The organism is Streptomyces sp. AC602_WCS936, assembly GCF_019049125.1.
Taxonomy (GTDB): domain Bacteria; phylum Actinomycetota; class Actinomycetes; order Streptomycetales; family Streptomycetaceae; genus Streptomyces.
The window spans coordinates 56,502-69,551 of the sequence record NZ_JAGMUF010000058.1; the positions used below are offsets into that span (position 1 = coordinate 56,502).

The window sequence follows — 13,050 nt, forward strand, 5'->3', positions numbered from 1 at the left end:
GCCTCCGGGTTCACACCTCGACGGCCAGCCCCTTCAGGCCCCGGATGACGAAGTTCGGTTTGCGCTCCGGCTCGGCGGCGGGCCGGAGCGCCGGCGCGTGCTCCAGCAGGGCGGTCATGGAGGCGGCCAGCTCGATACGGGCCAGCGGCGCGCCGATGCAGTAGTGGATGCCGGCGCTGAACGAGATGTGCGGGTTGTCGCGACGGGTGAGGTCGAGGCGGTCCGGGGCGGTGAAGACCGCCGGGTCGTGGTTGGCGGAGCCGAAGAGCATCGCCACCTCCGCGCCCCTCGGGATCACCGTCCCGTCGATCTCGATCTCGTCCAGCACCCAGCGTTCGAAGAGCTGGAGCGGGGTGTCGTAGCGCATCAGCTCCTCCACGGCGGTCGGGACCAGGGAGTGGTCCGCGCGGAGGGCGGCGAGTTCGCCGGGGTTGCGGAAGAGCGCCCACCAGCCGTTGACCGTGGCGTTCACCGTCGCCTCGTGGCCGGCGTTCAGGAGCAGGGCGCAGGTGGAGACCATCTCCTGCTCGGTGAGGCGGTCGTCGTCCTCGTCGTGGGCGGCGATCAGACCGGAGACCAGGTCGTCGCCGGGCTTCTCACGGCGGGCCGCGATCAGTGTGCGCAGGTACTCCGAGAACTCGAGCGACGCGCGCACCGCCCTGGTCGCCGTCTCCTCGGACGGGTTCAGCTCGTACATCCCGCAGATCTCCGCCGACCAGGGGCGCAACGGGGCCCGGTCCGACTCCGGGATGCCCAGCATCTCGGCGATCACGGCGACCGGGAGCGGTTCGGCGACGTCGGTCAGCAGGTCGCCGCCGCCGGCCTCGACGAGGCGGCCGACCAGTTCGTCGGCGAGGGAGCGGACGTACGGCTTCAGCCGCTCCACCGTCCGGGGCGTGAACGCCTTCGACACCAGACGCCGGATGCGGGTGTGGTCCGGCGGCTCCAGGTCGAGCATTCCGTGGTCGTTGAGGGTGTGGAAGGGCTCGTGCTCCGGGGGCGGCGGGGTGCGGCCGAAGTCCTCGTGGGTGTACCGGTGCGTGTAGGTCCGGCCGAGGCGGCGGTCGCGCAGCAGCGCCGAGACGTCCGCGTGGTGCGGGACCAGCCACTGGTCGGTCGGCTCGTAGTAGTGGACGCGGCCCCGCTCCCGCAGCTCGGCGTAGCCGGGATACGGGTCGGCGACGAATTCCGGGTCCCACGGGTCGAAGCTGTCGAAGCTGTCGAAGGCGGCCATGGACGGACGCTAGCCGGTGGCGCCGAGGCTGAACAGGGGGCTGGGTGACGGCCCGCTCCGGCCCCTCCCCCCTCAGCCCGGCGTCACCAGCCGCGCCTCGTACGCGAACACCGCCGCCTGCGTGCGGTCCCGCAGGCCCAGCTTCACCAGGACGCGGCTGACGTGCGTCTTGATCGTCGACTCGGCGACCACCAGGCGCTCGGCGATCTCCCCGTTCGACAGGCCCTGCGCGATCAGCACCAGCACCTCCGTCTCCCGCTCGGTCAGGTCGCCGTAGGCCGCCTGCGCCTGGGGCATCAGACGCGGGCCGTCGGACAGCTTCGAGAACTCGGTGATCAGGCGCTTGGTGATCGAGGGGGCGAGCAGGGCCTCACCGGCGGCCACCACCCGGACGCCATCGGCGAGCTGACGGGCCGAGGCGTCCTTGAGGAGGAAGCCGGAGGCGCCCGCGCGCAGCGCCTGGTACACGTACTCGTCGAGGTCGAAGGTGGTCAGGACGAGCACCTTCGCCGCCCCGTCGGCGGCGACGATCTCGCGCGTCGCGTCGATGCCGTTCAGCTCCGGCATGCGGATGTCCATCAGGACGACGTCGGGGGCCAGCTCACGCACCTTGGCAACCGCCTCCCGCCCGTTGACCGCCTCGCCGACGACCTCGATGTCCGGCATCGCGTTGAGCAGGACCGAGAAGCCCTCGCGGACCATCATCTGGTCGTCGGCGATCAGTACGCGGATCGTGCTCCCGGTCATGCGTCACCTTCGTTCGGCGCGGTGACCGGCAGGAACACCGCCACCTCGTAGCCCCCGTCGTCGGTGGGGCCGGCCGTCATCTCGCCGTTCAGCATCGTTACCCGCTCCCGCATGCCGGTGATGCCGTGCCCGGCGCCCGGCGAGGGCTTCACCAGGGACGGTTCGGGCATCGGCCCGTTGACGATTCTCAGGCCGAGACCGCCCAGCACGTAGGAGACCTCCACGCGGGCGGTGGCGCCGGGTGCGTGCCGCAGGCTGTTGCTCAGCGCCTCCTGCACGATCCGGTACGCCGACAGTTCGACGCCCGGCGGCAGCTCGCGCACCGCACCGGTCACCGCCTTCTCCACGCTCAGGCCCGCGTCGCGGACGTTGGCGAGCAGGGCGTCGAGGTCGGCGAGCGTGGGCTGCGGGGCGTCCGGGGCCTCGTAGTCCTCGGCGCGGACGACGCCCAGGACACGGCGCAGCTCGGTGAGGGCGGCTACCGCGTTCTCCCGGATGGTGGCGAAGGCCCGCTCCAGCTCCGGCGGCGGATTCTCCACCCGGTAGGGCGCGGCCTCGGCCTGGATGGCGACCACCGACATGTGGTGGGCGACCACGTCGTGCAGCTCGCGCGCGATGTTGGTGCGCTCCTCCAGCAGAGTGCGCCGGGACCGCTCGTGCGCGGTGACCGTCTGCTGGGCGGTCACCTGCTGCCGGGCGGTCTGCCGGACGTGCCAGAGACAGACCACGAGCAGGGCGAACGCGGACGTCACCATCATGGGTCCGCTGTTCGTGTAGTAGTACGACCCGCCGAAGGCGACGTCCGAGAGGAAGCCGTACACACAGGTCAGGGCCCACATCCAGACAGCGGTGCGGGGACGGGTGCGCAGCGCCACGACGATCAGCACCGCGAGGTGGCAGACGAACGCGCCGGGCATCCACGGCCAGTCCAGACTGTCGCCGTTGATGAGCGCGACCAGCGGGGTCACCGCCAGGGACAGCCAGAACGCGCCGATGGGCCGGACCAGCGTGGCGAGCACCGGCAGGGCGCACAGGATGCCGGACAGCAGGGCCGGTGCGTCACCGCCGGGCAGGCCGCCCGAGACCGAGCCGACGGCCAGGGCCAGCAGCGCGGTCGCACCCACCACGGCGTGCGGGAGGTGCTGCGCGTACTGCGGCAGCCGGCCGGGCAGCCGGCGGACGAACGAGCCGTCCGTACGCCGGGGCGGCAACGGCCGGTAGGCGAAGGGGTCGTGGAACAGGTCTTGGCGCAGTCCCCGCAGGGCGTTACGGAACAGCCGGTACTCCGGGCTGCGGGCCGCCCCGTCCCCGTGCTGCGGGTGAGTCGTCTCGGTCACGCTCACACCGTAGGCCGACCGGGTGAGGGCGGTCGTCACCAGTGAGAGGGGTCCTTCGGTGTCCGCCTCAGGTACTACGAGGGCCACGACGCCTCGCTCCTCAGTACCCCGAGGGGCGTACCAGGCCCGTCTCGTACGCGAAGACCGCCGCCTGGGTGCGGTCCCTGAGACCGAGCTTCACCAGGATCCTGCCCACGTGGGTCTTCACCGTCTGCTCGGCGACCACCAGCCGCTGGGCGATCTCCGCGTTCGACAGCCCCTGGGCGATCAGGGCGAGCACCTCCGTCTCCCGCTCGGTGAGGTCGCCGACGCGTTCCTTCAGAGGGGCGCGCGGTCTGTCACGCATCCGGGAGAACTCGGTGATCAGCCGGCGGGTGACCCCCGGCGCGAGCAGCGCGTCCCCGGCCGCCACCACCCGGACCGCCTCGGCGAGCTGGTCGGCGGAGGCGTCCTTGAGCAGGAACCCGGAGGCGCCCGCGACCAGCGCCTCGTACACGTACTCGTCGAGGTCGAAGGTGGTCAGCACCAGCACCCTGATGTCCGGGTTCGCCCCGACGATGCGACGGGTGGCCTCGATGCCGCCCAGCTCCGGCATGCGGATGTCCATCAGGACCACGTCCGGGACGAGTTCGGCGACCTTGGACACGGCGTCCAGGCCGTCCACCGCCTGCCCGATCACCTCGATGTCGGCCTGGGTGTTGAGCAGCACGGTGAAACCCTGCCGGACCATCTGCTGGTCGTCGGCGATCACCACGCGGATCACGCCGGGGGTGCCGCTCCCACTCGTCATGCGCTGCCGTCCTCGGGGTAGTAGTGGATGCTGGGGTCGTCGGGGGGTGGCTGGTCGGTGGCGTCGGCGGGCAGGAAGGCGGACACCTGGTAGCCGCCGTCCGGCAGTGAGTGCGCCGTCAGGGTGCCGCCGAGCATCGCCACCCGTTCCCGCATGCCGAGCAGTCCGTGCCCCGCCCCCTGCGAGGGCGGCGGCCTGCGCACCGGCGGCGAGTTGACGACCTCCACCCGCACGCCGGTCGGCAGGTGGGTGAGGTGGACCCAGGCGCGGGCGCCCGGCGCGTGCCGCAGCACATTGCTCAGCGCCTCCTGCACGATCCGGTACGCCGACAGCTCCACTCCCGGCGGCAGCGGCCGCCTGGTGCCGCTGATCTCGACGGCCACGGTCAGTCCCGCCGCCCGGGTGTTCTCCACCAGGGTGTCGATCCGGTCGAGGGTGGGCTGCGGGGCGTGCGGGGCGGCGTCCGTGCCGGGCGCGTCGAGCGGTTCGCCCGTCTCGGGGTGCTCGGACCGCAGGACGCCCAGCACCCGGCGCAGCTCGGTGAGGGCCTCCAGCGCGTTCTCCCGGATGCCCGCGAGGTTCTCCTTCAGCTCGTCCGGAGGGTTCTCGACGAGGTGAGGGGCGACCTGGGCCTGGATGGAGATCACGGACATGTGGTGGGCGACCACGTCGTGCAGCTCGCGCGCGATGCGGCTGCGCTCCTCCAACAGGGTGCGGCGGGCTCTCTCCTCGGCGGTGAGGGAGGTCTGCTGCACCAGCTCCGCGCGGGCCTCGCGGCGGCCTCGCAGGGCGATGCCGAGCACGACGACGACCGAGAAGAGGGTGACGGCGAGCTGGCCGGTCGGCTGGTAGTTACGACCGCCCACCACTCCTTGCAGGAGGTAGGTGGCGAGCGCGGTCAGGACCAGCGTTTCCCCGGACACCCGCGTAGGAACGCGCAGGGCGAGCAGCAGCAGGACGAGCAGGTGCCCGATGAGCCCGGCGGCCGTCCAGGGCCAGGTGAATTCGTCGCCGCCGGGGATCATCTCGGCCCGCACCGCGATGGCCCCCACCAGCATGGCGGCCATCGACATCCACCACGCCGCGACCGGGCGCCACAGCGCGAGCACCATCGCGCCGGCCTGGGCGAGGGCGATCACGAAGGCGAAGCCCGGCTCGATCCCGCCGTGGTCGCCGAGCTGGCCCGCGTCACCGATCAGCACGCCCAGGGCGGCCAGACAGACGATTCCGTGCGGAAGCCAGCGCAGCCACACCGACGGCGGCAGCGGGTCCGCCCGCCATGTCCACAGGTCGTCGTGCAGCACCTTCAGCAGGCGCTCGACCCGACCCGCGCCCCGCGGCCGGTTCCCCCGTCGTTTCACCTGGTCCACCCTAGACATGACGCGCCCCCGATGCCCCTGCCCGTCCCGATGGACGGTGCGCGCGGACCACCCGCCCGCGGCGCCCGGGTCCGTGCTCGCAGGACCGGAACGCGGCCCAGCAGCCCGCCAGGACCAGCGTGAACACCGGGAGCCACATGAGCCGCGCGGCGACCCAGTCCAGCCCGTCGGGGAGTGTGTGGAGGCCGGGCAGGCGGCCGGCGAGGAGGCCGGTGGCCGTGGTCGTCATCAGCGCCGTCTGGTGCCAGAGGAAGATCGTCATCGCGGAGAGGTTGACCAGCGCGACCGCCGCCCACACCACGGGCCGCCGCATCGTGCGCCGCAGTCTCTCGCGCAGCAGCAGCGCCAGGCCGCACTGGGCCAGGCCGAAGATGACGGCGGCCAGCGTCGGCGGGTTCAGGTTCGACACGTCCGCGCCGGGGACGCCGACCATCGAGGCCGGGTAGCCCGCCCGGGCGACGAGCGCGGCGGTCGCCGCCGTACCGCCGGTGAGCAGGATCCAGCCCGCGCGGCGACGGTCCAGTTCGCCGCGGGTCCAGGCGGCGCCCAGGGTGTAGGGGACCAGCCAGCCGGCGGCGAGGTTGATCCAGCCGAGCCAGGCAGGGGCGCCGAGCCCGAAGCGGAGCAGGTCGACGTGGAGGACGACGACCAGCGGCCACAGCGGGTGCAGCCGGGTGAGGAGTGGGGTCGCCGCGGTCAGCGCGGCGAAGACCAGGAGGAACCACAGCGGGGACAGGGCCAGCTTCACCAGGGTGTGGACGGTCACGAACTCCGCGCCGGTCAGGAGCAGCAGCCCCGCGATCGCCGTCCACAGGGTGAGGACGGCCACGACCGGACGGAACAGCCGGGTCAGCCGGGCGGACAGCCAGCGGCCGTAGGGAACGCCCCGGGCGCGGGCCGACTCGTACCCCCGGGTGGCGACGTGGCCGCCGACCAGGAAGAACACGGCGAGGGTCTGGAAGGCCCAGGAGACCGGGGCCAGCCAGGGCATCTCCCCCAGCGGGCTGGCCGCGCGCAGGCTCGCGCCGTCGGCGACCAGGGCCGTGACCAGCCAGTGCCCGAGGACCACACCGAGGATGGCGAAGGCGCGCAGGGCGTCCACGGCCCGGTCCCGGTCCACGGGCGTGGCGGCGTCGACGCGCTCGGCGGTGCGGTGCAGGGTTCGCGGGACACGCAGGTCAGTCATGGGTCACCTCCGCGGTCTCGCCCAGGGCGATCCGGGCCAGGTTCGTCAAGGAGAGGGAGCCGGGGTCGAAGTAGTCGCTGTGGCCGCCGTCGCCGGCCGCGAAGACCCGGGCGCCGAAGTCCGGGGAGACCGGGTCGGTGCCGAAGCCGACGGTGGTGCCGAAGAGGTCGGCGCTGAGGTGCGGGACGTGCTCCACCCAGTCGTCGGCGCCCCGCGCCGCCCAGACCCGGGCCCTCGTGTGCAGCCCGGCGGCCGAGTCGGCGCCGGTGCCGGGGCTGCCGAGCAGGGCGATGTCGGTGACGTCCAGGCCGTCCGCCGCCCGGGCGCAGACGACCGAGCCGTAGGAGTGGCAGAGGAGGGCGAGGGAGGTGCCCGGTCCGGTGATGGCGCGCAGGTCGTCGACGAGGGCGCGCAGTTCAGGGGCGGCCCGGTCGGCGCGGTCGGTGGTGGCGACCGTGGTGCTGACGGTGTCCGGCGTCTCGTAGCCCAGCCAGGCCACGACCGCCGTGACTGTGCCCTCAGGAGCTCTCGCGGCGAGCTGTTGGTGCAGGGCGAGGGCGGCGGCGCGGAACCGGCCGTAGGTGTCGAGGCTGGTGTCGGAGCCCGGGACGAGGACGGCGACGCGGTCGGCGTGGGCGAGGTCGCCGAGGACCTCCGTGGCCAGGCCGGCGCCCCGGCCGTCGAAGGCGAGCAGCCGCCGGGACGGGTCGGCCATCGCGCGGTCCGCCGCCGCGCGGTGACGGTCGCCGTGGGCGTCGGCCATCCGGGACGCCTCGGCGGCGTTGGCCCGGTTGGCGGCGTATGTCTCCTCCAGCGTGCCGGCCGTCGGGGCCGCGAGCGCGGCGGGCGGCGGGGCGGGGACCTCGGGCTGTGCGGCGCCGGAGAGCGGGAGGACCACGGCGCCACAGATGAGCGCGGCGAGGACAGTACGGCGCCATCTGCTCACGCGCCGCCGCCAACGTACCGTCGTACCGGGCCCCATGGCCGCTCCCCTCCAGCTCGCCCGCCCATCGGGCTTGTCTGAAAGGGAAGTTATGGATCGAGCCGGGTAACCCGCGTCCCGCTCCGGAGCTCACCTGCCGGGTAGCTCTCAGGTACTACGGGTATGCCCCAGGCCCAAGGCCCCAGAACTCGGCTCACGGCCCACGGCTCACCAGGCCAGCTGCGCGATCTCCTCCACCACCACCGCGCACGCGTCCGCCGCCGGATCGATCAGCGGGAAGTGGCCGACGTCCTCCAGCAGCGTCACACCCACCACCTCCCCCGCCTTCGCCGCCGCGTCGGCGTACGCCTCCGCGACCGCCTGCGGCACGTCCACGTCGGCGCGCCCCTGCACGAGGGTCGTCGCGATACCGGTGGGCAGCAGCAGGGCGGGGTCGGCATAGGGCCGCCGGTCCTCGAAGAACCGTGCTCCACCGAGGAGTTGAAGCGCCGCTCCCCCGCACACGTCCATCTTCCCGGCGACCTCGAAGTCGGCGATCGGCGCGAGGGCGACCACACCGCGCAGGGGCGCCGGACGGTCCAGACGCCAGGGCGCGTCGGCGGGCAGCAGGTGCCGGGCCGCCGCCCACAGCGCGAGGTGGCCGCCGGCGGAGTGGCCGGTGAGCACCATGCGGCGCGGATCGGCGCCCGGAAGGTGCTGCCGTACCAGCGCGGGCAACGCGTCGAGCGCGGCGGCCACGTCGTCGAAGGTGTCGGGCCAACGCCCGGCGACCGGACCGCTCACACCAACGCCCTCGTCCCCGGCTTCCCCCTCCGCACCGCGCCGGTACTCCACACTGGCCACGGCGAAACCCCTGTGGGCCAGGAAGTCCGCAAACGGGCTGACATGACGGCGGTCGTACGGCGCCCGCCACGAGCCTCCGTGCAGCACCACAACAACGGGGGACGGGCCACCCGCCCCGCCGGCTCCGCGCGGCGCGTAGAAGTCGATCACCTGGTCAGGATGGTCGCCGTACCCCGCGCTGCTGTCCGGGTCGACCGCCGGACGGGACAAGGCCGATTTCTCCTCCGCGGCGGCCCGCCCGGCTGCGGTGCCCGGTTCTGCGGCGGCGTCCGGCATGCTGCAACCTCTCAGCGACGACACGGTGTTGGCGGACCGGGAGTGGGGATTCGGCCGTTGGCGGGACGGTATCAGGCCGGTGACGTGCGCGAACACGGGGTTGTCACACAGGGTGAGGAAAAAGGAGTACGGGCGACGAGCACGCCCTACCCCATGAACTCGGGCTGCTCGTACGGGGTCCACCAGGCCGTCAGCCCCCACACCCCCAGCCCGAGCGCGGCCACCGCCACGAGCGCCGCCGCCCACGCCCGGCCGCCCAGCAGACGCAGACCCAGCGCCCACGCGACGGCCGGCACGAGCGCGCCCCCGAGCGCCACCAGCGGCAGGTCGACGTACAGCACACTGAGGTCGCGGTGCTGCTGCTCGAAACCGCCGGTCACACTGACGCGCGCGTTCGGCGCCCAGGCGAACAGTGCCGTCGGCACGCCGACGACGCTCGCGGCCAGGCATCCGGCGCAGCCACGGGTCCGGTGATCCACATCGTCCATACCCGCGTCCACGCGCCGGAGCCCGCCACCGGTTCCTCAGCCCGTCGCGTCCAGCGTCCGGACCAGCACCCGCGCCGCCCGCTCCACGTCCGCGAACCCGACGTACAACGGGGTGAAGCCGAACCGCAGGACGTCCGGGGCCCGGAAGTCCCCGACCACCCCGCGCTCGATCAGCCGCTTCATCACGTCACCGGCGTCCTCGCAGCGCAGCGCGACCTGGCTGCCCCGCTCGGCGTGCGCCGCCGGCGTCACGGACTCCACCCGGCCGCCGGGCACGTACTCCCCGACGCAGCGCAGGAAGAAGTCCGTCAGCGCCAGGGACTTGGCCCGCACCGCCGCCACCGACACCGCGTCCTCGTCCCACACGTCCAGCGCCGCCTCCAGGGCGAGCAGGGAGAGGATGTCCGGCGTGCCGACCCGGCCGCGCAGGGCGCCGGAGGCCGGCTCGTACCCCGGCCGCATGCCGAAGGGCTCGGCGTGCGAGTTCCAGCCCGGCAGGGGGGAGTCGAAGCGGGCCTGGAGGTCCCGGCGCACGTACAGGTAGGCGGGCGAGCCGGGGCCGCCGTTGAGGTACTTGTAGGTGCAGCCGACCGCCAGGTCCACGCCGTGCTCGTCCAGCCCGACCGGCAGCGCGCCCGCGCTGTGGCACAGGTCCCAGACGGCGTACGCGCCCGCAGCGTGCACGGCGGCCGTGAGCGCGGGCAGGTCGTGCAGCCGTCCGGTGCGGTAGTCGACGTGGTTGAGGAGCACGGCCGCCGTACGGTCCCCCAGCGCCGACGGCACCTCCGCCGGGGCGACCGGGCGCAGGGCGCACCCCGTCATCCGGGCGGCGGACTCGGCGATGTAGCCGTCCGTGGGGAAGGTGGTGGCGTCGACGAGGATCTCGTCCCGCGCGGGACCGTCCGCTCCCGCCGCCATCCGCACCGCCGCCACCAGCGCCTTGAAGACGTTCACGCTCGTGGAGTCGCCCACCACGACCTGCCCGGCCGCCGCGCCCACCAGCGGGGCGATGCGGTCGCCGATCCGCTCGGGCGCGGTCCACCAGCCGCTTTCCTCCCAGGACCGGATGCGCAGCTCGCCCCACTGGCGGCGGACCACGTCCGCCACCCGCGCGGGGACGTGCGCGGGCAGGGCGCCCAGCGAGTTCCCGTCCAGGTACACCACGTCGTCGAGGACGAACCGCTCGCGCACCGCGGCCAGCGGGTCGGCGGCGTCCAGCTTCCCGGCCTCGCCGGCCAGATCGAGCAGCTCAGACATAGGACCTCGCTCAGGCATGGGACCTCGCTCAGCCATGGGACCTCGCTCAGACATAGGACCGCGCCGTCCACAGCTCGGGGAACACGTTGCCGCGGGCCCGCTTCTCCAGCCAGGCCACCCCGGCGGAGCCGCCCGTGCCCGTCTTCGAGCCCATCGCGCGGCGGGTGGCGACCAGGTGGTCGTTGCGCCATCGCCACACCAGCTCGGCGACGTCGGTGAGGGCCTCGCCGAGGCGGGCCAGCTCGCCGTTCTGGTCACCGGAGTAGACGGCCGTCCAGGCGGCCTCCACCTCGGGCGCCGCCTCGTACTTCTTGGTGACGTCGCGCTGGAGCACCGCGTCGGGGATGTCGTACCCGCGCCGGGCGAGCAGCCGGACCACCTCGTCGTACAGGCTCGGCTCGTGCAGCGCCTTCTCCAGCTCGGCGTGGACGCGCGGGGCGCCGCGGTGCGGGACGAGCATGGACGCGGACTTGTCGCCGAGCAGGAACTCCAGGCGGCGGTACATGGCCGACTGGAAGCCGGAACCCTCGCCGAGGGCGCTGCGGTAGGAGTTGAACTGGGCGGGCGTGAGGCCCGCGAGCGGCGTCCAGGAGGCGTTCAGCGCCTCCAGCTCCCGCACCGAACGCTTCAGCGCGTCCCTCGCCACGTCGGTCCGGTCCTCGCGCAGGGCGCCGGCCGCGGTCTCCCACTCGTGGACGATGACGGTGAACCACAGCTCCATGACCTGGGTCGTGACCAGGAAGACCATCTCTCCGGGATCGTCGGAGAGGGTGTGCTGGAGATGGGTGAGCACGTCCGCCTTGACGTAGTCCTCGTACGGCGTGCTGCCCTCGAAGTCGAGATTCGGGGCGTCGTGGGACATTTCTGTCTCCTGATGGCACTACGGGTAGCGGTCCGCCCTGCCGTTACCGGCACGGGGCCCCGGTCCCCACACGGCATCCTCCGCAATCGTCGCAGGAAACCGCAAGGCCCGCCCGCGCACGGCGGGCGGGCCTCGTGACACGTGCGCGGCGGGTCAGCCCAGGACCTCGGCCGCCTCCGGCGAGGAGTCCTTCAGGAACTGGCTGCAGCGCTCGTACTCCTCCTTCTCGCCGATCGCCTGGGCGGCGCGGGCGAGGGCGTGCAGGGCGCGCAGGAAGCCGCGGTTCGGCTCGTGCTCCCAGGGCACCGGGCCGTGACCCTTCCAGCCGCTGCGGCGCAGGGCGTCCAGGCCGCGGTGGTAGCCCGTACGGGCGTACGCGTACGACTCCACGACGCCGCCCCGCTCGTACGCCTCGTCGGCCAGCCGGGCCCAGGCCAGCGAGGACGTCGGGTACTTCGCGGCGACGTCGGCGGCGGAGGTCCCGCCGGCCAGCAGCTCGCGCGGCCCGGGGTCGTCGGGGAGGTGGGTCGGGGGCGGTCCCCCGAGGAGGTTCTCGTGAATGGCCATGGGGACAAGTCTGCGGCATGCCGTCGGCATACGTACGCGGGCCCGGCACCCCGGGGAGATCCTGGGGTGCCGGGCCCGGCGCGAGCGGCGCGGACGGCCGTTACTTGATCTTCTGGCCCGCCGAGCGCAGGTGCCCGCAGGCCTCGACGACGCGCGCGGCCATGCCGGCCTCGGCCAGCTTGCCCCAGGTGCGCGGGTCGTAGGTCTTCTTGTTGCCGACCTCGCCGTCGACCTTCAGGACGCCGTCGTAGTTGCGGAACATGTGGTCGGCGACCGGGCGCGTGAAGGCGTACTGGGTGTCCGTGTCGATGTTCATCTTGACCACGCCGTTCTCCAGCGCGGTCGCGATCTCCTCGGCGGAGGAGCCGGAGCCGCCGTGGAAGACGAAGTCGAACGGCTTGCTGCCGGCCGGCTGACCGTACTTCGACGCGATGCCCTCGTTCAGCTCCTTGAGCAGCTCGGGGCGGAGCACGACGTTGCCCGGCTTGTACACGCCGTGCACGTTGCCGAAGGAGGCGGCGAGCAGGTAGCGGCCCTTCTCGCCCAGGCCCAGGGCCTCGACGGTGCGGACCGCGTCGTCGACCGTGGTGTAGAGGGAGTCGTTGATCTCGTGCGAGACGCCGTCCTCCTCGCCGCCGGTCGGGGTGATCTCGACCTCGAGGACGATCCTGGCGGCACGGGCGCGCTCCAGGAGCTCCTGGGCGATGGAGAGGTTGTCGGACAGGGTCTCGGCGGAGCCGTCCCACATGTGCGACTGGAAGAGCGGGTTGCGGCCGGCCTTGACGCGCTCCTCGGAGACCGCCAGCAGCGGACGCACGTACCCGTCGAGCTTGTCCTTCGGGCAGTGGTCGGTGTGCAGGGCGACGGTGACGTCGTACTTCTCGGCGACGATGTGCGCGAACTCGGCGAGGGCGACGGCGCCGGTCACCATGTCCTTGCTGTGCTGGCCGCCCAGGAACTCGGCGCCGCCGGTGGAGATCTGGACGATGCCGTCGCTCTCCGCCTCCGCGAAACCGCGCAGGGCCGCGTGCAGCGTCTGGGAGGAGGTCACGTTGATGGCCGGGTAGGCGAACTTTCCTGCCTTCGCCCGGTCCAGCATCTCGTTGTAGACCTCGGGAGTCGCGATAGCCAAGACACAATC

General features: G+C 73.0%; 13 protein-coding genes. All 13 read right to left on the reverse strand.

What is annotated here, in order from left to right:
- Nucleotides 1–10: 10 nt before the first annotated feature.
- Nucleotides 11–1,234 carry a cytochrome P450 gene (locus tag KUM03_RS20810; RefSeq protein ID WP_217250782.1) on the reverse strand — a complete coding sequence of 408 codons (1,224 nt, stop codon included), beginning with the start codon at nt 1,232–1,234 and terminating at the stop codon, nt 11–13.
- A 72-nt stretch (nt 1,235–1,306) separates the two neighbouring features.
- On the reverse strand, nt 1,307–1,981 hold the full coding sequence (locus KUM03_RS20815) for a response regulator transcription factor (RefSeq protein WP_217250783.1): 675 nt from the start codon (nt 1,979–1,981) through the stop codon (nt 1,307–1,309).
- On the reverse strand, nt 1,978–3,405 hold the full coding sequence (locus KUM03_RS20820; protein WP_217250784.1) for a histidine kinase: 1,428 nt from the start codon (nt 3,403–3,405) through the stop codon (nt 1,978–1,980). The genes KUM03_RS20815 and KUM03_RS20820 overlap by 4 nt, the downstream gene beginning before the upstream one ends.
- 13 nt (nt 3,406–3,418) lie before the next feature.
- On the reverse strand, nt 3,419–4,108 hold the full coding sequence (locus KUM03_RS20825) for a response regulator transcription factor (protein ID WP_217250785.1): 690 nt from the start codon (nt 4,106–4,108) through the stop codon (nt 3,419–3,421).
- Entirely contained in the window at nt 4,105–5,487 is a 1,383-nt protein-coding gene (locus KUM03_RS20830) for a sensor histidine kinase (RefSeq protein ID WP_217250786.1), read from the reverse strand. The genes KUM03_RS20825 and KUM03_RS20830 overlap by 4 nt, the downstream gene beginning before the upstream one ends.
- Nucleotides 5,480–6,673 carry an acyltransferase gene (locus tag KUM03_RS20835; protein WP_217250787.1) on the reverse strand — a complete coding sequence of 398 codons (1,194 nt, stop codon included), beginning with the start codon at nt 6,671–6,673 and terminating at the stop codon, nt 5,480–5,482. Before KUM03_RS20835 ends, KUM03_RS20830 begins: the two co-directional genes overlap by 8 nt.
- Complete coding sequence (locus tag KUM03_RS20840) at nt 6,666–7,655, reverse strand: alpha/beta hydrolase (RefSeq protein WP_217250788.1); 990 nt, start codon at nt 7,653–7,655, stop codon at nt 6,666–6,668. The genes KUM03_RS20835 and KUM03_RS20840 overlap by 8 nt, the downstream gene beginning before the upstream one ends.
- Before the next feature lie 168 nt (nt 7,656–7,823).
- Nucleotides 7,824–8,735, reverse strand: a complete 912-nt coding sequence (locus KUM03_RS20845; RefSeq protein ID WP_217250789.1) for an alpha/beta hydrolase — start codon at nt 8,733–8,735, stop codon at nt 7,824–7,826.
- 146 nt (nt 8,736–8,881) lie between these two features.
- The gene (locus KUM03_RS20850) at nt 8,882–9,223 is read right to left on the reverse strand and encodes a hypothetical protein (protein ID WP_217250790.1); all 342 of its coding nucleotides are present in this window, start codon (nt 9,221–9,223) and stop codon (nt 8,882–8,884) included.
- A 36-nt stretch (nt 9,224–9,259) separates the two neighbouring features.
- A complete protein-coding gene (kynU, locus tag KUM03_RS20855; protein WP_217250791.1) occupies nt 9,260–10,480 on the reverse strand; it encodes a kynureninase in 1,221 nt (406 codons plus the stop codon).
- 46 nt (nt 10,481–10,526) lie between these two features.
- Nucleotides 10,527–11,342: a tryptophan 2,3-dioxygenase family protein gene (locus KUM03_RS20860; protein ID WP_217250792.1), complete on the reverse strand. Its 816-nt coding sequence runs from the start codon at nt 11,340–11,342 to the stop codon at nt 10,527–10,529.
- Between the two features lie 153 nt (nt 11,343–11,495).
- Entirely contained in the window at nt 11,496–11,909 is a 414-nt protein-coding gene (locus KUM03_RS20865; RefSeq protein WP_217250793.1) for a DUF3151 domain-containing protein, read from the reverse strand.
- A 100-nt stretch (nt 11,910–12,009) separates the two neighbouring features.
- Complete coding sequence (gene fbaA / locus KUM03_RS20870; protein ID WP_217250794.1) at nt 12,010–13,041, reverse strand: class II fructose-bisphosphate aldolase; 1,032 nt, start codon at nt 13,039–13,041, stop codon at nt 12,010–12,012.
- Nucleotides 13,042–13,050: the final 9 nt, after the last annotated feature.